16 protein-coding genes are annotated in these 17,108 nt (G+C 46.5%); 5 read left to right on the top strand and 11 right to left on the bottom strand.

The window, feature by feature from the left end:
• Positions 1 to 31: 31 nt before the first annotated feature.
• Positions 32 to 418, top strand: coding sequence for a cupredoxin domain-containing protein (locus RQP52_RS19010; protein ID WP_315953322.1), 387 nt, complete (start codon positions 32 to 34; stop codon positions 416 to 418).
• Positions 419 to 523: 105 nt separating this feature from the next.
• On the opposite strand, the gene RQP52_RS19005 is transcribed toward RQP52_RS19010, so the two are convergent.
• The 4 genes from RQP52_RS19005 to pheS all read right to left on the bottom strand — a co-directional run bounded on the left by RQP52_RS19005 (position 524) and on the right by pheS (position 6,638).
• Positions 524 to 1,075 carry a CvpA family protein gene (locus RQP52_RS19005; RefSeq protein ID WP_315953321.1) on the bottom strand — a complete coding sequence of 184 codons (552 nt, stop codon included), beginning with the start codon at positions 1,073 to 1,075 and terminating at the stop codon, positions 524 to 526.
• Between the two features lie 8 nt (positions 1,076 to 1,083).
• Positions 1,084 to 3,033, bottom strand: coding sequence for a hypothetical protein (locus RQP52_RS19000; protein WP_315953320.1), 1,950 nt, complete (start codon positions 3,031 to 3,033; stop codon positions 1,084 to 1,086).
• Between the two features lie 91 nt (positions 3,034 to 3,124).
• The gene (gene pheT, locus RQP52_RS18995; RefSeq protein WP_315953319.1) at positions 3,125 to 5,578 is read right to left on the bottom strand and encodes a phenylalanine--tRNA ligase subunit beta; all 2,454 of its coding nucleotides are present in this window, start codon (positions 5,576 to 5,578) and stop codon (positions 3,125 to 3,127) included.
• A 25-nt stretch (positions 5,579 to 5,603) separates the two neighbouring features.
• Positions 5,604 to 6,638 carry a phenylalanine--tRNA ligase subunit alpha gene (gene pheS, locus RQP52_RS18990; protein ID WP_127457323.1) on the bottom strand — a complete coding sequence of 345 codons (1,035 nt, stop codon included), beginning with the start codon at positions 6,636 to 6,638 and terminating at the stop codon, positions 5,604 to 5,606.
• Positions 6,639 to 7,162: 524 nt separating this feature from the next.
• On the opposite strand from pheS, the gene RQP52_RS18985 reads away from it, so the two are divergent.
• The 4 genes from RQP52_RS18985 (at position 7,163) to glsA (ending at position 11,289) form a co-directional block, all read left to right on the top strand.
• A complete protein-coding gene (locus tag RQP52_RS18985; RefSeq protein ID WP_315953318.1) occupies positions 7,163 to 7,591 on the top strand; it encodes a MarR family winged helix-turn-helix transcriptional regulator in 429 nt (142 codons plus the stop codon).
• A gap of 54 nt (positions 7,592 to 7,645) precedes the next feature.
• Positions 7,646 to 9,277, top strand: a complete 1,632-nt coding sequence (locus RQP52_RS18980) for an MDR family MFS transporter (protein WP_315953447.1) — start codon at positions 7,646 to 7,648, stop codon at positions 9,275 to 9,277.
• 113 nt (positions 9,278 to 9,390) lie between these two features.
• On the top strand, positions 9,391 to 10,311 hold the full coding sequence (locus RQP52_RS18975; RefSeq protein WP_315953317.1) for an aldo/keto reductase: 921 nt from the start codon (positions 9,391 to 9,393) through the stop codon (positions 10,309 to 10,311).
• A 24-nt stretch (positions 10,312 to 10,335) separates the two neighbouring features.
• Complete coding sequence (gene glsA / locus RQP52_RS18970) at positions 10,336 to 11,289, top strand: glutaminase A (RefSeq protein WP_315953316.1); 954 nt, start codon at positions 10,336 to 10,338, stop codon at positions 11,287 to 11,289.
• Between the two features lie 117 nt (positions 11,290 to 11,406).
• Here the strand turns inward: glsA and RQP52_RS18965 are convergent, their stop codons facing one another.
• From RQP52_RS18965 to RQP52_RS18935, 7 genes are all read right to left on the bottom strand, one after another.
• The gene (locus RQP52_RS18965; RefSeq protein WP_315953315.1) at positions 11,407 to 11,592 is read right to left on the bottom strand and encodes a hypothetical protein; all 186 of its coding nucleotides are present in this window, start codon (positions 11,590 to 11,592) and stop codon (positions 11,407 to 11,409) included.
• A 26-nt stretch (positions 11,593 to 11,618) separates the two neighbouring features.
• Positions 11,619 to 13,202, bottom strand: a complete 1,584-nt coding sequence (locus RQP52_RS18960) for a copper resistance CopC/CopD family protein (RefSeq protein ID WP_315953314.1) — start codon at positions 13,200 to 13,202, stop codon at positions 11,619 to 11,621.
• An 81-nt stretch (positions 13,203 to 13,283) separates the two neighbouring features.
• Positions 13,284 to 13,688: a DUF2203 domain-containing protein gene (locus RQP52_RS18955; RefSeq protein ID WP_315953313.1), complete on the bottom strand. Its 405-nt coding sequence runs from the start codon at positions 13,686 to 13,688 to the stop codon at positions 13,284 to 13,286.
• Positions 13,689 to 13,738: 50 nt separating this feature from the next.
• Positions 13,739 to 14,194 (bottom strand): nickel-responsive transcriptional regulator NikR, encoded by a 456-nt coding sequence (gene nikR / locus RQP52_RS18950; protein ID WP_315953312.1) that lies wholly within the window; start codon positions 14,192 to 14,194, stop codon positions 13,739 to 13,741.
• A 135-nt stretch (positions 14,195 to 14,329) separates the two neighbouring features.
• Positions 14,330 to 16,081 (bottom strand): diguanylate cyclase, encoded by a 1,752-nt coding sequence (locus tag RQP52_RS18945; RefSeq protein WP_315953311.1) that lies wholly within the window; start codon positions 16,079 to 16,081, stop codon positions 14,330 to 14,332.
• Positions 16,082 to 16,132: 51 nt separating this feature from the next.
• Positions 16,133 to 16,507: a response regulator gene (locus RQP52_RS18940; protein WP_315953310.1), complete on the bottom strand. Its 375-nt coding sequence runs from the start codon at positions 16,505 to 16,507 to the stop codon at positions 16,133 to 16,135.
• An 87-nt stretch (positions 16,508 to 16,594) separates the two neighbouring features.
• A complete protein-coding gene (locus RQP52_RS18935) occupies positions 16,595 to 16,984 on the bottom strand; it encodes a gamma-glutamylcyclotransferase family protein (RefSeq protein WP_315953309.1) in 390 nt (129 codons plus the stop codon).
• Positions 16,985 to 17,108: the final 124 nt, after the last annotated feature.

The following is a 17,108-nucleotide window of genomic DNA, read 5'->3' as shown; positions in this document are numbered from 1 at the left end:
AACAAATACATTTTGTCGTCGGAGGGTATTTATGAAAAAACTACTCGTTCTTTTAATGGGAGTTGCTATAGTTATCGCAATCACTGCTTGTGGAAGTAAAGCGTCCAAGCCGGCAGAAACGACTTCTCCTGCTGCAGCAACACAAGCGGCTGGTGGTCAGAACGTAACTCTGAAAGCAACGAACTTCAAATTTGATCAGACGGAATATCGCGTAAAAAAAGGCGAGCCTGTAACGATTACGCTTGATAACTCACAAGGTATTCACGGCGCGTCGATCAAAGAATTCAACGTTAAACTTGATAACAGCAACAAAACTTTTACTTTTACACCGGATAAAACGGGTTCATTTCCTATTACATGCTCCATCATGTGCGGAAGCGGCCACGCCAATATGAAAACAACATTAATTGTTGAATGACTACATGTTAAAAGCTTTATCGCGGCAAACGCGGTAAGGCTTTTTTGTTGTTTCGGAAATAATAAAAAGCCGCCTTTTTCTATAAAAAATAGAAATCGGCAGCTTTCATATGGGGATCCCCTGTTTCCAGAGCTCTTGCAGTTTACCGGCGATATTGGGTAATTCATTAATCAGATAAGGAGCTACGGCTGAGCTCGAAAGCAACTTTTGAAGTCCATCCGATGGAATGATCGTGATCACATTTACGGCGATAATGACAATTAAAAGTGCTTCAGCTAAGCCCAGCAACGCCCCGCTCCAACGATTAATGACATTCAATCCCGGCGTTTTAGCTAAAATATTTAATGCTCTTCCGATGAAGACCAATGCGAATTTCACACCAAAAAACAAGATGGCAAAGGCGATTGCATTCGAGATATAGGTATCCAGATTGAGGCCTTTCACGATAAATTCGTATTTCTGATAACTTTGATACGTAGGCAGTGAGATTGCATTTCGAAGCACCGGTGCAAAATCCTTGTAAAAATAAAAGGCTACTAAATAAGCGAGCACAAACCCGGAGATGGATACAATTTGAGCAATGAACCCTCTAAAGTAACCAATCAACAATCCCAAAGCAACTATAGCCAATAAGAAATAATCCAGTTTGTTCAGCATCTCAAGGATTACCTGGCCGGGCTGTCTGTTTCAGCTAATTCAATCCATTCATTATACTCATTTTGAAGTTTAGCGTACTCCTCGCGCAGTTCACTGTATTCTTTTTTAATCTGCTGTAATTCCTGTTGCAAGGCATCGTCATTTAAACTCTGGTTCAGCAATACTTCTTTGTCACTGTTGTATTGTTCTTGAATGCGTTCTTTTTCTTCTTCCAAATAGGTGTTCAACAACGTTCTTTCTTGCTGTTGCTGCTGAATGATCGTTTTAATTTGAGCCTGGTAATGCTGAATAATGGTAGATTTCTGGCCTTCATACTGTTGTACGATGTTTGTTTGTTGGTTTTGGAAATCTGCTACAAAGTCAGCTTTTTCTTGCAAATATTGTTGAACAAGCGCTTCTTTTTCTTGCTCAAATTTTTGCTCTACTTTCGTAGTCTGACTTTTCTCTTCTTCCAACTCTTGCTGCAACTTTAATTTCTCGTGCTGGATCTGCTGCAATTGCTGCTTCAGCTGCTCTTGTTGCTGCTTGCCTTGTTCGATTTGCTGTTTGGCTAGCAAGTACTGTTGGTTCTCTTGTTCAAGCTGTTGTTTGATTTGCTCTTGAATAAGTGTGACTTTTTCGTTCTGCCGACTGACTTGTTGTAATTGTTGTTCCAATTGCTTTTGAATTTGTTTATTTTGATCCAGTTGTTGTTGCATTTCTAATTGCTGCTGTTTGGCTTGCTGCAATTGATGTTTCAGCTGCTCTTGTTGTTCTTTCCCTTGTTCGATCTGCTGTTTGGCTTGGAAGTGCTGCTGCTTCTCTTGTTCAAGCTGTTGTTTGAGTTGCTCCTGAATACTTGTGACTTCCTCATGCTGTTGGCCAGCTTGTTGTAATTGTTGTTCCATTTGTTCTTGTATTTGTTTAGTTTGTTCGAACTGCTGTTGTAGATCTAAGTACCGCTGCTTTTCCTGTTCAAGCAGCTGCTGTGCTTCCGTAACCTGTTTTTTCTCTTGTTCCAGTTGTTGTTTAAGTTGTTGCGTGTTTTGCTCGCTAAGCTGCTTGGCTTTAACTTGCTCCTCTTTAACTTGCTGCAACTGCTGGATTAGCTGTTCTTGTTCTTGCTCTTGTTCTTGTTTGCCTTGTTCAAGCTGCTTGACGACTTGCAAATGCTGCTGTTTCTCCTGTTCAAGCAGCTGCTGATCTTGCATTCGTTGTTTTTTCTCCTGATCCAGCTGCTGTTTGATTTGTTCGTGAATCTGTTTAGCTTGATCCTGTTCCTTTTTAACCTGCTGCAATTGCTGTCTCAGCTGCTCCTGCTGCTGTTTACCTTGTTCAATTTGCTTTTTCGCTTGTTGATGCTGCTGTTTTTCCTGATCAAGCAGCAGTCGCGTTTGGGCAGCTTGCTTTTTTTCTTGTTCGAGCTGTTGTTTGACTTGTTCATGTACCTGCTTAGCCTGGTCTTGCTGTTGTTTGGCTTGGTCTTGCTGTTGCTTCGTTTGCTCTTGCTGTTGCTTCGCTTGCTCTTGCTGCTGCAGCAATTGCTGCTTGACTAGCTCCTGCTCTTGTTTGCTCTTCTGCACTTCCTGCTGGAGCTGCTCTTTTTGTGCTTGAGCTTGGTCTAACTTCCCTTTTTGTTCATTCAGGAACGTTTGCTGTTTATCATAATCATGCTTCAATTGATTGTATGTAACATTCACTTTCTCAAATGCCGCTTTGGTCGCCTCTTGCTCTTTCTGCGCCGCGCTCAACTCTTCCATAATTTCATTCATTCGGAAGCATTCATCGGCCATGTTCACAGCGGCGAGCACGGCAATTCTTTGTGAATCTAACCGCGGATAGCCCTTGGCGATGCGAAACATTTGATCATTTACATACTCCGCCACACGCTTCATGTAATTCGTGCTTGTATCTGCTTTTAACTTGTATTGATTTCCATATATGTCAACGGTTATTTTCGTTTTATCTTCTGCAGTCATATTATTTCCCCCTTAGATGAAAAGGCTGGCCTTATCGAGGTTAATTTCGATAAGACCAGCCTGTTTTCCTGCAACTTATGAGAAACTTGCTCTATTTTCTTAACTCTGCCTCATATTGCTGTTCAAGGGTTTGAACCACTTTGGCATGGAGCTCCGTTACTTCTTCGTCCAACAGGGTTCTTTCCGCATGACGGTACACGAGAGCGATCGCTACGCTCTTACGATTTGCACCAAGGCGCTCTCCTGTGTAGATATCAAAAACCTGGATAGATTCAAGCAAATCGCCGGCAACTTCGGCAATGGACTGCTCCATGAGACCGACCGGTACGCTTGCATTGACAACGACTGCAAGATCGCGTCCAACGGACGGATAACGCGGCAGCAATTTATACACAATAGCATCGCCAGCAGCTTCCAGAATAGGAGACAGTTCGACCTCAAGCACATACGTGTCATCCAGATCACGCTGTTGTTGAACGGTTGGGTGCAGTTGACCCACTCGGCCAATTACTTTCGAACCTTCGGAAGTAGCAAGTAAAAGCTCTGCTGTACGCCCTGGATGGAAACCATCCGGGGAAGCCGATGTGTAAGTAAGACCTTTGACACCCAAGTAGCTGATCAGGCGGTCAAAGATTCCTTTGATATCATAGAAATCAACGGCCTCGGACTTCTGCGCCCAATGCGCCCCGCGGCGTTTGCCTGTCATAGCAATAGAAAGCAGAAGCTTCTCTTGCGGCAGCGCAGTAAGTGCTGACTCATCAGTAATGAATGCTTTGCCGATTTCGAAAATAGCCACGTCATCCATCGTACGGTTCCGGTTGTAGCTCACGACTTCCAGCAAATGCGGAAGCAAGCTGGTACGCAATTGGCTGCGATCCTCGCTCATTGGCATTGCGAGGGAGATCGGTTTAGCCGCTGAATATAGACCCGGCAGCGAAACGGTTTGATCAGGGTGCGTGAAGGAATACGTGATGACTTCATGCAGCCCGCTTTGTGTCAGGAGATTCCGCGCGATGCGGCGAATCGACTGCTCTTTGGACAAGGAGCCTGGCGTCGTCACGCCGGTCATCAAGGTCGTCGGGATGTTATCGTAGCCGAAGAGGCGTGCCACTTCTTCGATCAAATCAACATCCCGTGTGATGTCTCCGCGGCGGCTCGGCACGTGCACGAGCAGCTTGCCTTCTCCCGCCGGCTCGAACGTGAAGTGCAGGCGCTCGATGATTTGGCCCATCTCGTCAAGCGAAAGCGCCGTCCCGAGATAGTTGTTCACGCGGTCAGCAGCTAGCTCGATGCTGACGGGCTTGTGCGAGCCGGCGATAGCTTGGGCGATGCCGTCCGCGACTTTGCCGCCTGCATACTCAGCAATCAATGCAGCCGCGCGGTTCAATGCCGGAAGCACCGCTTCCGGGTTCACTTCTTTCTCGAAGCGAAGGCTCGCTTCAGAGCGAAGGCCTAGTTGACGCGATGTGCGGCGCACAGAGGAGCCTGCGAATTTTGCGGATTCCAGCAAAATGCGAGTCGTATCATTCGTCACTTCGGAATTCGCGCCGCCCATAACACCGGCGATCGCTACAGGCTTCGTGCCGTCCGTGACAAGCAGCATGTGCGGCTCCAGGGTACGCTCAACATCGTCGAGCGTAACAAGCTTCTCGCCAGCCTCAGCAAGGCGTACGTCGATGTGGCCGTTGTTCAGCTGTTCTGCATCAAAAGCATGCAGCGGCTGACCATACTCCAACATCACGAAATTCGTGATGTCGACGATGTTATTGATAGGACGGATACCTGCCGCCATCAAACGGTTTTGCATCCACAGCGGAGAAGTGCCTACGCGCACGCCTTCGATCAGGCGCGCTGCGTAGTGAGAGCACTGCTCGGTCGCTGTGATCTTCACGCTGATACGGTCAGCGGCTTTCACACCGGCTGATCCAGCCTGTTGCAGCGCCGCTTCCGCATCCGGCAGTTTAACGCTGCGGCCAAGGATCGCTGCGATCTCATAAGCAGCTCCGAGCATGCTTAAGCAGTCGGAACGATTCGGAGTCAGATCAAGCTCCAGCACTTTATCATTGATCGCCAGAACATCAAGAACAGAGCTTCCGACTTCCGTTTCCTGCGGAAGCACCAGAATACCTTCCTGAATTTCTTTCGGCAGCAGTTTATCATTCAAGCCAAGCTCTTTGGCAGAGCAAATCATACCTTGGGATTCAACGCCGCGCAGTTTGGCCCGTTTGATTTGCAAGCCTCCCGGTAGAACAGCTCCAATCATAGCGACAGGCACTTTTTGACCCGCATCGATATTTTTGGCTCCACAGACGATTTGCAAATCTTCGCCTTGACCGGCATCAATGATACACACGCTTAATTTATCCGCATCCGGATGCTTCTCACGGGATTTCACATACCCGACAACTACGTTCGTTACGCCTTTATTTCGATCCTCTACGATATCCACTTCGATACCGCTTCGGGTTAATTTTTCCGCTAATTCCTCAGCTGTGAAACCTGATACATCTACATATTCCGATAACCATTGGTATGAAACATTCATGCTTAACCCCTCCTTTTCCTGGTGCTTACAGATGTAAGAATTGTTTTAAGAAACGCAGATCATTCGTGTAGAAATGACGGATATCTTCGATTCCGTATTTCAGCATGGCAATACGCTCAACGCCCATACCAAAAGCAAACCCTGTATACTCCTTCGGATCGTAGCCGCCCATCTCAAGAACGCGCGGATGCACCATACCCGCTCCGAGAATTTCTAACCAACCTGTTTGTTTACAAGTCCGGCAGCCAACGCCTCCACACATCGCACAGCTCACATCAACCTCGACACTTGGCTCTGTGAAAGGGAAGAAGCTAGGACGCAAACGGATTCTCGTTTCTTTGCCGTACATTTCTTGCACGAATTGCAGCAAGGTACCCTTCAAATCGCTCATCCGAACGTTGCGGTCAATAACCAGACCTTCGATTTGCGTAAACATATGGGAATGTGTCGCATCGTCGTCGTCGCGGCGGTATACTTTACCCGGGCAAATGATTTTGATCGGAACTTCACCTTTACGTTTCTCCATCGTTCTCACTTGAACAGGGGAAGTTTGCGTACGCATCAGGATTTCTTCTGTAATGTAGAAGGAGTCCTGCATGTCGCGGGCCGGGTGGTCTTTGGGCAGATTCAGCGCTTCGAAATTGTAATAGTCCTGCTCAACCTCCGGACCTTCGGCAACGGTATAACCCATTCCGATGAAAATATCTTCAATTTCTTGAATCACTTTGCTTAATGGGTGTACGGCGCCTTGCTCAGACGGACGGCCCGGCAGTGTAACGTCGATCATTTCAGCACGAAGTCTGTTTTCCGTTTCCTGCTGCTGATACGCCGCTTGCTTCTCTTCGATCACCGATTCAATCGCAGCGCGAACATCATTCGCCACTTGCCCGATGATCGGTCTCTCTTCTGCGCTTAGCGCTCCCATTCCGCGAAGAACCTCGGTTAATGGACCTTTTTTACCCAAATATTTAATACGTAAATCGTTCAGCTCCTGCTGGCTTTGTACGCCGCTTAGCTCTTGCAGTGCTTCCTGCTTCAAAGCTTCTAACCGCTCTTTCATTGCAATCCCTCCTGAATTAGGCCCCTGAATCAACCAAAATGAAAACACAAAAAAGACTTTCCGCTCCCTCGCAAGGGACGAAAAGCCGTGGTACCACCCTAATTAGATACATTTCCCGCCCAATAGGCCAAAAAACGATCTCACTTCATTCCAGATAACGGACGATGTGTCCGGTTCCCTCTACTTAGAAGAAAGCCAATAAAGCTTAGCTCGGTTCAAAGGACTGCTCGGGAGCGAACTTCTGCAGCCTGATTCTCGGGGTCAGCTCTCAATCAACGACTTACCCTCCCTGTCAAGAAGCACTGCGTACTCTTCTCCGTCAAAGCATTTTACGTATATGTACCAGTAATTATATGCAAGATAGTGCTCATATGCAAGTATACGCCCTTCACATTTCGCATTTTCCCAGTTGACTCGGAAAGTAAATAAGCGTATATTTTATTTAAACAGTTTAAACATTAATTTATATAAATATTTTATTGTTTAATCATTTGATCATGCAATTAACCGGAAGGAGCGTTTCAATGGAAGATGACTTGATGGCTTATACCAATCGTTTTCGGACAACGTTTGAAGCAGCCCATCGAAAAATTAACAGCGCCGTATTCGCTGAATTGAAATCAGAGTTAACGGGGCCTCAGTTATTTATGCTGTTCATGATCGCCAAGGAGGGAACTCCCAAACAAACCGTTCTCGCTGAGAAAATGGGGGTCAAACCAAGTGCGATTACCGTAATGATCGATCGTCTTGTCCAAAGCGGACATGTCATACGCAAGCATCATGAATCGGATCGGCGCATTGTTCTCGTAGAAAACACAGTGCTTGGCCAAGAGGTTCTTACCACAGCTCAAAACGTTCAAAAAGAAGTAATCGCCCGAGGCTTATCTAAGCTCCCGCCTGAAGAACTCAGGGTCCTCGTAAGTGCTTTTGAAAAGCTAACCACCTATTATTGAAATCTATTATGATTAAAAAAGGAGTGAACTGTATTGGAAACTATACAAAAAACAATTTCTGACGACAACCTTTCCGAATCAGCGGCTCCTGTACTAAAAAATCGCGGCCTCCTGCTCACAGGACTTATTATTGCCATGCTTTTCGGTGCCCTCGACGGTACGATTGTCGGAACCGCCATGCCTCGTATCGTTGGTGAATTAGGCGGTCTTGGCTTAATGGCTTGGCTTACAACAGCTTATATGCTGACTTCAACCGTTGTTGTTCCTATCGCTGGTAAATTGGCTGACTTAATGGGCCGCCGCGTTATTTATGTGACAGGTCTTATCATTTTTATCGGAGCTTCCGCGTTATGTGGGATGTCCCAGAACATCACGGAACTCATCCTGTTCCGCGGCTTGCAAGGTCTGGGCGGTGGTATCATGATGCCGATGGCGATGATTATTATCGGGGATCTATTTACCGGTAAACAGCGTGCCAAATGGCAAGGTGTTTTCGGTGCGATTTTCGGTCTTTCTTCCGTTGTCGGTCCGCAAATCGGCGGTTGGATCGTTGATGCTTTAGATTGGCGCTGGGTATTCTATATCAATCTTCCCGTTGGTATCCTGGCTGTTATCTTAATCGCAATTGCACTGCCTAAGCATAAAGCCATCGGTAAAGTGAAATTCGATATTCCGGGGATTGTCACCATGATTATCGGTGTTGTTTCCCTACTGTTAGCATTGACATTCGGCGGTAAAGATTATGCTTGGTTATCTTGGCAAATCATTGGTCTGTTTGCCTTAGCGATTGTATCGTTAGTGTCCTTCGTCATTATTGAAAGCAAAGCGCAAGAGCCAATTCTTCCCGTTCGTTTATTTAAAAACAGAACTTTTACAACCATTAACGGTGTAGGTTTCCTTATGGCTATCGGTATGTTCGGTGCTATTATGTTCGTACCTCTCTTCATGCAAGGCATTGTCGGGATCAGCGCTTCTGCGTCCGGTACGGTGATGATGCCTCTGATGCTGACGATGATTGCGGCCAGCGTAGTTTCCGGTCAATTTATTCATAAAATCGGTGTACGGAAGCAACTGTTAGCTGGGATGATCATCATGGCCGTAGGCTTCTATTTCCTAAGCACGATGGGCATAGACACAACCAAACTGATAGCTTCTGCCTATATGCTGATCTTAGGTCTTGGCATGGGGCTTGTGATGCCGATTCTAACTCTTGCTTTGCAAGAAAGCTTCCCTAAATCTGAGCTTGGTGTGGTTACGTCTTCCAGCCAATTCTTCCGTCAAATCGGCGGTACATTCGGTATGACCATTCTAGGTGCCATCATGAACCACAAATCATCGGTTTTGCTCGATCAGGACTTAACGCCTGTTGTTAAGCAGCTGCCTGCAGAAGCGAGCCAATTATCCAATCAAATGACAGATATGATTCACTCCAATCCGCAGGGCTTGTATTCGTCTCTCTTAAGTCCTGAAACGTTGGCGAAAATGCCGAAAGAATTTGTAGAGCACATGCTGCCTATTTTAAAAAATGCCCTTGTCTCCTCTCTTCATCAAGTATTCATAATCGGGCTAGTATTCGTATTGCTGGGGGCAGTTCTTACCCTCTTTATCGGCAACATTAAAGTTGGCCCTAAATCGAAAAAGACAAGTCCAAAAGCTGAAAAAGACCTTTCCGCTGAACTTGCTTAATGTATCCATCAGGCTCCCTCCTTCTTCGGAAGGTTGGGGGCTTTTTATCTTTTGACAACCTTGCATCAATAGCGTTTAATGAGGTTGGATACTATAAAAGGAGAGTGATTACCATGAAATATCGCAGACTTGGGAAAACAGACTTAAAAGTTTCTATCGTTGGTGTTGGAACCTGGCAATTCGGAGGAGAATGGGGACTTACGTACACGCAAGCAGAAGCAGATGCTATCTTGGATCAAGCCGCTGATCTTGGCATTAACCTAATAGATACCGCGGAATGCTATGGGGATCATCTTTCCGAATCGTTTATCGGCAATTATTTATCCAGACGCAATCGTGAGAATTGGGTTGTAGCCACGAAATTCGGTCACCATTTCCACGATCTATTTACGCGAACCGACGAATTCAACTCGGAAAGTGTCATCAAACAGTTGGATGCTTCGCTTAAGGCTTTGCAAACGGATTACATAGATTTATACCAATTTCACTCGGGACCGGACAGTGTATTCGACAACGATGACTTATGGACAACCTTAGATAAACAAGTGCAGGCAGGGAAGATCAGACATTTGGGAACTTCCATCGGCAGCAATGCCAACATCCATCAGACCGAAGCCTCTACGAAGGTGAATTCCAAAGCGATTCAAGTGGTCTATAATCGTCTAGATCGAGCGCCGGAAGAGCTTGTTTTCCCTTCCTGTGTGAATCAGGATCTTGGCGTACTGGCACGCGTGCCTTTGGCAAGCGGCTATCTAAGCGGCAAGTACAAGCCCGGTGCGGTGTTTGGCAACAACGATGTCCGTCATCGCCATGATGCGGAGAACGTCAGACAAAAGCTGGAGGAAGTGCAGCGCATTCAAAAAGAAGAAGTCCCGGAAGGCATGGATATGGCCAAATGGGCGCTCGCATGGTGCTTGAAGCATGATGCTGTAACAAGCGTCATTCCAGGCTGCAAAAATCCTGAGCAAGTTATTGCAAACGCAAGTGCAACGGATCTTATCAGCGACAACCACCCACAAGCATGGAAAGCTTAAGCAATAGGAAGGACTAACTTCTAGATGAACTTGGACGAGCATACAACAACTTGGAAGCAGCTTAATGACCATTTGGCGTCATGGGTTACAGCTAGCAAAGTCCATACCGAAGATGGCCATGTTGCTTCCTACATTCCTGAACTAGCGAATGCTCCAGCTGATATCTTGGGGATCTGCATCATGGATGCAGAAGGGAATACCGTTGCAGCCGGTGATACCGACTATCATTTTACGCTGCAAAGCATCTCCAAAGTATTCACCCTTATTCTGGCTCTCATGGATAACGGCGAAGAGTATGTGTTCTCCAAGGTCGGCATGGAGCCGACAGGAGACGATTTCAACTCGATGCTGAAGCTCGAGCTGGTAGAGCCCGGTATCCCTTTTAACCCGCTTATCAATGCCGGAGCTATCGCTATCTCGTCCTTAATTGCAGGGGACACGCCACCTGAACAAACGCAGCGAATTCTGCAGTTTTTCCGGGAACTTGCGGACAATCCGGCGCTGGACATTAATCAGGATGTATTCAAATCGGAATCAGACACGGCCCACCGAAATCGTTCGCTTGCTTACTTCCTGAAAGATAACGGCGTTCTGGACCGCGAGGTTGACGATGTCCTGCAGGTCTATTTCAGCCACTGTTCCATCCAAGTGAACTGCACGGATTTGGCGAGAATGGCTTTAGTTCTCGCTCATAACGGCGTCGATCCGATTCGCAACCAGCGCCTGATTCCGCGGCGGTTCGTACAAATCGCGAAGACGTTCATGTTTACCTGCGGGATGTATAATGCTTCAGGCGAGTTCGCCATGAACGTAGGGCTTCCCGCTAAGAGCGGTGTGTCCGGCAGTATTCTAACGATGGTGCCCGGACGATACGGCATCGGTCTTGTCAGCCCTGCCCTCAACCGCAAAGGCAACAGCACCGCTGGCGTTCATCTCCTGGGGAAGCTTTCGCAGGAGTTTGACTGGAGCTTGTTTTAAGAGGCTGCGCGGATATGACTCCGCAAAAAAAGAAGCTCTCCCAGAAGCCATCAAATGATGGAGGGAGAGCTTCTTTCTTTTTAACTTATGGGACAGCTACTTCGTATATAAAGCAAGCTATTGAATGGCTCGTTTAATTCGCTGCAACACTTCAATCAGTTCATCAATCTCATTTTCATTCAGGCGAACCGTCACATAGTTAGGTGATATTCCGCCATCGTTGATCTCCAGCAAGGCCACCTCATCCTTGTCATCCAATTTAACAGACAATTGTTCTCTTTCGAGCATGTTAATCCAAGCCATGACGGCACCTACTTTCGGTCAATGTGTTAGTAGACGATGAATTCTTTTTTGTAAACCGTTTCATTATCCTCTGTATCCATCACACGCATTTCCAATTCCCAGTTCCCTCTGAATGGCAGATAAGCTCCCTCCGCTCGATAGCTGAACTTGGCAAAGCCGTATGACTCCTCTACTTCCTTATCCTCATAAGCCGCTATCGGCACTGAAATCGGAGCGATCTCTTTGTCGTCCAAATAATGAAGAATCATCAGCACCTGCTTCGGTTTCCCTGAATTTTCAGGAAGGAATACTTTGGCTGTAAACGAATTGGTTCCCTGGATTTTTGGTGTAATATCCGCAGATACATGGACTTTATCTCCCATCTGATGCCACTGCAGCGGTTCATTGGCCGGAATTGGCGCCACATAGGTGATAATTCCCACCAACAGCACAATGATAACCATTAGGGTCAAATCCACTCTTACCCATAAGAAGGACTGTGCAGCCTTCTTTTTGCGCATCATGAGACGAATCACAAATGCCGTAAGCACGACTAGAATAACTGCGCCAACTTTCACTAGCAGCAAGATCCCCCACCCGGCGTATAACAAATAATGCAAATTCGGCAGGAATAACAACACAGATAAAGATCCGGATATCGTGAGCACGATAATGGAAATCAGCGCCATATTCGAAAATTGTCGCATGTACGTGGCAATGTCACTGTTCTTCTGACGCCACTTCGCGTAGAGAAGTACCAAGCCTCCCACCCACATGGCTGCGCCCACCAAATGAATCCAATCAAGTCCGATCGTTGCCCATACAGGTGAAAAAGAAGCCGCATGGCCACTAAAGCTTTTGGCCGCTAGCAAGCCTAATGGCCATATCCAATCTAACCATGCCCACCTGCCGATAAGGACAAACCCGAGGAAAGATAAGACTAGTAGAATCAGCCAGGATATCCCGATATTTGTCGCACTAAAAAGCTTCACGACTTCTTCTACACCGCCGCCGCCTAGTAAATCCTCGATATGAGTAAAAATAAGCAAAAGGAGGGCGACAAGTTGAGCACGCTGCAAATTCAGCGTCCATGAAGATAATGTTTTTCTTGTTTCATTCCCGCCATTCGTACCTAGCATCCTTAACCATATGACCCATCCTGTCAAAGCGAGCACCATGAGATACCACAGCCCGCGAGACGCATATTGCAAGAGAACCTTCGTCGTCAGCGGACCTGAACCGTGCTCGTGATTAGCATGGGCGGAAGGAAGATCTAGTGTATCTTCTTGCGGCGGATTGCCGATTGTCAGGGGATAGCTTCCGCCAACAGGGTGGCCGTCAGCCGAAATGACATGATAGCTGATTAAATAAACGCCCTCGGTCAGCTTAGGCAGATCAAGGAGCACACCTGTTTGCTCTTTGTTCAAATAAGCTTTATTACGGGTCATTTCGTCGCCGTCATGATTAAAAACTTTGATATAAAAGAGCCCTGCATCTAAAGGTTCATTGAAGGTAATAGCGATTTGGGGCGGAGAGCTTTTCAGCTTAGCGCCCGATTCCGGAATTGCCTGTACCAGTGATGCATGAGCAGAAGCCGTTTGCGGGGCGACGAAAGAACTTAAGAGCATCATTGATAATATACACAATAAAACAGCAGGCAAGAACCAAAACCGACGAACATGTTGTTTCTGTTTATACATAGATAAATTCCTCTAATCCGTTATTGGTCTACGTCCGGCAAAACCATCTTCTTTGCCGTGGTAATAACGGATCTTGTCCTCTCCTTGTTTCCAACAAAGCAAAACTTCTTGGCCCCCGATCGTAGAGGGAAAATCCACAAGACCCGTCTCTATATCCTTAAGCTCGATACCCGTTTGCTGAAAATGTTGGATCAGCCCGCGCGCTTCGATTTGCATAAATTCAAGTTCGGCTTCCTGCATAAAAAATGGATCCTTTTCCGTGCCGGGCTTCTCAGCCAACTCATTTTTCTTCCTGCGAAGCTCTGTGTATTTCTCCTCAAAAGCCCGCTTCAGCATTTGCATTTTCTTTAACTCCTGATCAACAAACGGAAGCATTTCATTCGCTTCTTCCAAGCTAAAATATTTTTTATCAGACATCTCGCACCTCCATGCCTAATTTTAACAAAAAAAGAGCGCAACTTCGAATTCTACACATGCGTATGCGGATGCTCGTGTGAGGATCCATGCTCATCCACATGAGTCACAGACAACTCGGCATATCCGACACCTTTAAGCACTTGAATTCGCTGCTGCAATTCTCTTAGCTTCTCCACCTTGCCCCTAACAACTAATATTTCCAAGCATTGCTGATGATTTAAATGAATATGCATCGTGGAAATAATGGCATGGTGATATTCATGCTGCAGTTCCATCAACGTAATGGGCAGATCGCTAATATGATGGTCATATACCATTACAATCGTTCCGGCTACCGTTTCGTCCAACTGCATGCTACTGGAGGTCAACAACGCTTTGCGTGTGAGATCTCGGATCGCTTCAGAGCGGTTACTATAACCCTGAATGGCAATGAGCCGATCATATTGCTCAATTAATGATTGCGGCATAGAGATGCCAAAACGTACAAGCGTTTCTTTCTCCGACATGGGATCACGCTCCTTTCTAACTAACCTGTCCTCTACCTTCACTCTACCAGAAAGTAGGGTTGTCGCAAAATGGGCAGCGCTATTTTATGTAAAAATGATAAAAGAGAGCGGACATACGCCCCGCTCTCCTGCTTGTTAGATAAAGTTCATTAGTTTTTTCACGCGAACTTCCAGTTCTACGAGTGAGAAAGGTTTCGTCATATAGTCATCAGCGCCCATCTGATAGCCTTTGAGCATATCGTCTTCCTTTTTCTTGCCGGAAAGCATCAGCACCTTCATGTTCGCATTCGCGGAGCGCTCATCTTTTTTAATCTGATCTAACAAGGAAAAACCGTCCAGCCTAGGCATCATGCCATCTAGAATACACGCATGATAGGTCTTTTCCTGCAGCAAGCTGAGCGCTTCTTCCCCATCGGATGCATGTGTGATGGCAATCGGCAAATGCTCCAGATGAGAAGTCAATATCGCTCTTAAGATTGGATCATCGTCAACGATTAGCAAGCTTTTCTTCTCAGGAAGAGGCGGCGGCGCCGATTTGTTCGGATCGCTCTCTTTCTCTGCGGCAGCGCACAGAACGCGGTTCCGCCCCTGCTGTTTGGCTTGATACATCGCTTCGTCCGCCTTCGAAACCCAATCCGCCACGGATAACCCTTCCTGCCACTGGGCGACCCCTGCGGAGAACGTGATGGAGAAAGGTTTTCCCTCATAGTGGGCAACAGGATTCGAGCTAATGATGTGAAGAATGTTCTGCATCGTGGAATGCGCCTGTTCCAAAGTTGTATTCGGAAGGGCAATCACGAACTCTTCACCGCCAAAACGCGCCAGTAAATCCGTTGAGCGCAAATTGGTTTGCAAGAGATGAGCCAAGCCTTGCAGCACCAAATCTCCCACGTGATGTCCATACGTATCATTGATTCTTTTGAAATAATCAATATCGATAAAAACAAGCGATATCGGAGCGGGATACCGCTCAATCCGCTGAAGCTCCATGCCAATCTGAAGGTCAAAATACCGCCGGTTGAACACGCCGGTAAGCGGATCGCGGAAGGCCAACTGCTCGAAGTTTTTCGTCCTTTTGAGCAAACCATAGATCCTGGCGGCTAATTCTTCATACTGAAAGGGCTTGGTCACATAATCGTCAGCCCCTAGATGGAAGCAGCGAACTTTATCATTCAAATCGTTGCGCCCTGATAGAACAATGAGAGGCAGCCATTTCAACGTTGGATCTTCTTTGAGAAACTCAAACAGCTCATAGCCCGATTGCGGATGCATCATGAGATCAAGCGTCACGAGATCATAGGTGTGTGTACGCAATAGTTTTATAGCGGACTCCACATCAGCAGCCTCATCGACAATGCAATCATCAAGCTGAAGGCGCCGGGTCAAATACGAACGCAGCACTTCGTCATCATCGACAAGCAGCAAGCGGCTTTTTAACGTTCGAAGCATAGAACCTCCTGTAGGATCCTTCTGCTCGTCCATTTGGATCTCCGTCAGACAGATATCGTATTCCATATTCATATCGCGAAGGAGCCCGAGACTGCGCTCAACGTTTTCTTGAACCGGGTTCGTCGATGTCAACGACAACGCCTGATCCGGATCGATGGTTTGCGTCCATTCCCATAGGCGCACCAATTCCTCCGCCAGCCGGCCAATCCTGTCATAGCCAAAAATCGGCGCACTGCCCTTCAGCGTATGGATAATGCGATAGAACCGATTCAAGTCCTCTACGACTGGCAAAGCGCGAACAGCACCTATTAGAGCTTCAAGCTCCTTCAACTGCTTTTCAAACTCGCGAATGAACAGTTTCCTGCCTTGTCTTAGAATTCTTGCATCTTTATCCGATTCTGACCTGGAGCTCTTTGGCTCTAGATTCGTATGATTCATGACGCACAATCACCCTTTTTACAAATAAAATTAATCTCTATAGGTTTCAAATCAACTCTCTAATAAGTGTCCGACTGTATCTAGAAGTTGAAGCGGGCTGAATGGTTTCACAATATAAGTGGTGACGCCTGCCGCTTTGGCCTTCTCTTTATCTTTGTCCAAGGCTTTCGCTGTTAAAAGAATAACAGGCAGGTCACTGTTCACGTTATCGCTCTGACGAAGCCACTCGCATACTTCAACACCCGTACGCTCCGGCATCATATAATCAAGGATAACCAGATCGAACGATTCCTTCTGAAGCTGTTCAATGGCTTGTTGACCGTCCTCTACCTCCGTGATTTCATACCCTTCATCCGATAACGTTTCTGTGAGCAGAAAGCGGAGTGCAAGCTCGTCGTCAGCCAGCAATATTTTATATACAGACATAAAGGTCTCCTCTATTAAAATATAACTTTAATTATAACATCATGCTCATAGGCAAGATAGGAATTTGTCGAATAAAGTCAAAAAATATTATTTGATTCGCGATGCGTCATATTCTTTCCACGAAGAGCCATTAATTTCTTTAAGTCCATCCACAGTGGGGTAGATATAAACCCAACCTTCACGCTGCCCGTTCACATCTCGGATCCAGACGCGGTCATATTCATTATTGGAGGCGCCAGGACCATAATAACCTTCCAGAACATCCATCGCTTGCAGGCCTTCTTCCGTCACTTCCAACCATTCTCCAACAACGTGCTGCTCCCCATTGCCTTCCGTTAGCAAAAGCGCAGGATAAGGTCCAACATCAAATAAACGGCCAAAAATCGTGCCCGATTGCACGGACTGCACAAAAGGAGCTGCTACGAAGTGGTTACTCTCTCCCACAAGCAGTGTGCCGTAGACAAATACAGATATCATGAAAACTCCTCCTGTCGAATTATGTAATTTATAAGGTTCATTTTAAATTCGCTAGCCATCTCCCCGATCCCTTTTCAAAACATCCAACCTTTTACAATTTCATGTAGAGCCGAGCAAAGAAAAA

It is taken from the genome of Paenibacillus violae, from assembly GCF_032461945.1.
Classification (GTDB): domain Bacteria; phylum Bacillota; class Bacilli; order Paenibacillales; family NBRC-103111; genus Paenibacillus_E; species Paenibacillus_E violae.
Note: the sequence above shows the minus strand (reverse complement) of the source record. Positions and strands in the feature narration are given on the sequence as shown.

Excerpts from the sequence above, each read along its gene's own strand:
- RQP52_RS18940 (WP_315953310.1), bottom strand. The coding sequence starts at position 16,507 with ATGTCTGTATATAAAATATTGCTGGCTGACGACGAGCTTGCACTCCGC.
- RQP52_RS19010 (WP_315953322.1), top strand. The coding sequence starts at position 32 with ATGAAAAAACTACTCGTTCTTTTAATGGGAGTTGCTATAGTTATCGCA.
- nikR (WP_315953312.1), bottom strand. The coding sequence starts at position 14,194 with ATGTCGGAGAAAGAAACGCTTGTACGTTTTGGCATCTCTATGCCGCAA.
- pheT (WP_315953319.1), bottom strand. The coding sequence starts at position 5,578 with ATGAATGTTTCATACCAATGGTTATCGGAATATGTAGATGTATCAGGT.
- RQP52_RS18945 (WP_315953311.1), bottom strand. The coding sequence starts at position 16,081 with ATGAATCATACGAATCTAGAGCCAAAGAGCTCCAGGTCAGAATCGGAT.
- RQP52_RS18960 (WP_315953314.1), bottom strand. The coding sequence starts at position 13,202 with ATGATGCTCTTAAGTTCTTTCGTCGCCCCGCAAACGGCTTCTGCTCAT.
- pheS (WP_127457323.1), bottom strand. The coding sequence starts at position 6,638 with ATGAAAGAGCGGTTAGAAGCTTTGAAGCAGGAAGCACTGCAAGAGCTA.
- RQP52_RS18985 (WP_315953318.1), top strand. The coding sequence starts at position 7,163 with ATGGAAGATGACTTGATGGCTTATACCAATCGTTTTCGGACAACGTTT.
- glsA (WP_315953316.1), top strand. The coding sequence starts at position 10,336 with ATGAACTTGGACGAGCATACAACAACTTGGAAGCAGCTTAATGACCAT.
- RQP52_RS18935 (WP_315953309.1), bottom strand. The coding sequence starts at position 16,984 with ATGATATCTGTATTTGTCTACGGCACACTGCTTGTGGGAGAGAGTAAC.
- RQP52_RS18955 (WP_315953313.1), bottom strand. The coding sequence starts at position 13,688 with ATGTCTGATAAAAAATATTTTAGCTTGGAAGAAGCGAATGAAATGCTT.
- RQP52_RS19000 (WP_315953320.1), bottom strand. The coding sequence starts at position 3,033 with ATGACTGCAGAAGATAAAACGAAAATAACCGTTGACATATATGGAAAT.
- RQP52_RS18965 (WP_315953315.1), bottom strand. The coding sequence starts at position 11,592 with ATGGCTTGGATTAACATGCTCGAAAGAGAACAATTGTCTGTTAAATTG.
- RQP52_RS18975 (WP_315953317.1), top strand. The coding sequence starts at position 9,391 with ATGAAATATCGCAGACTTGGGAAAACAGACTTAAAAGTTTCTATCGTT.
- RQP52_RS19005 (WP_315953321.1), bottom strand. The coding sequence starts at position 1,075 with ATGCTGAACAAACTGGATTATTTCTTATTGGCTATAGTTGCTTTGGGA.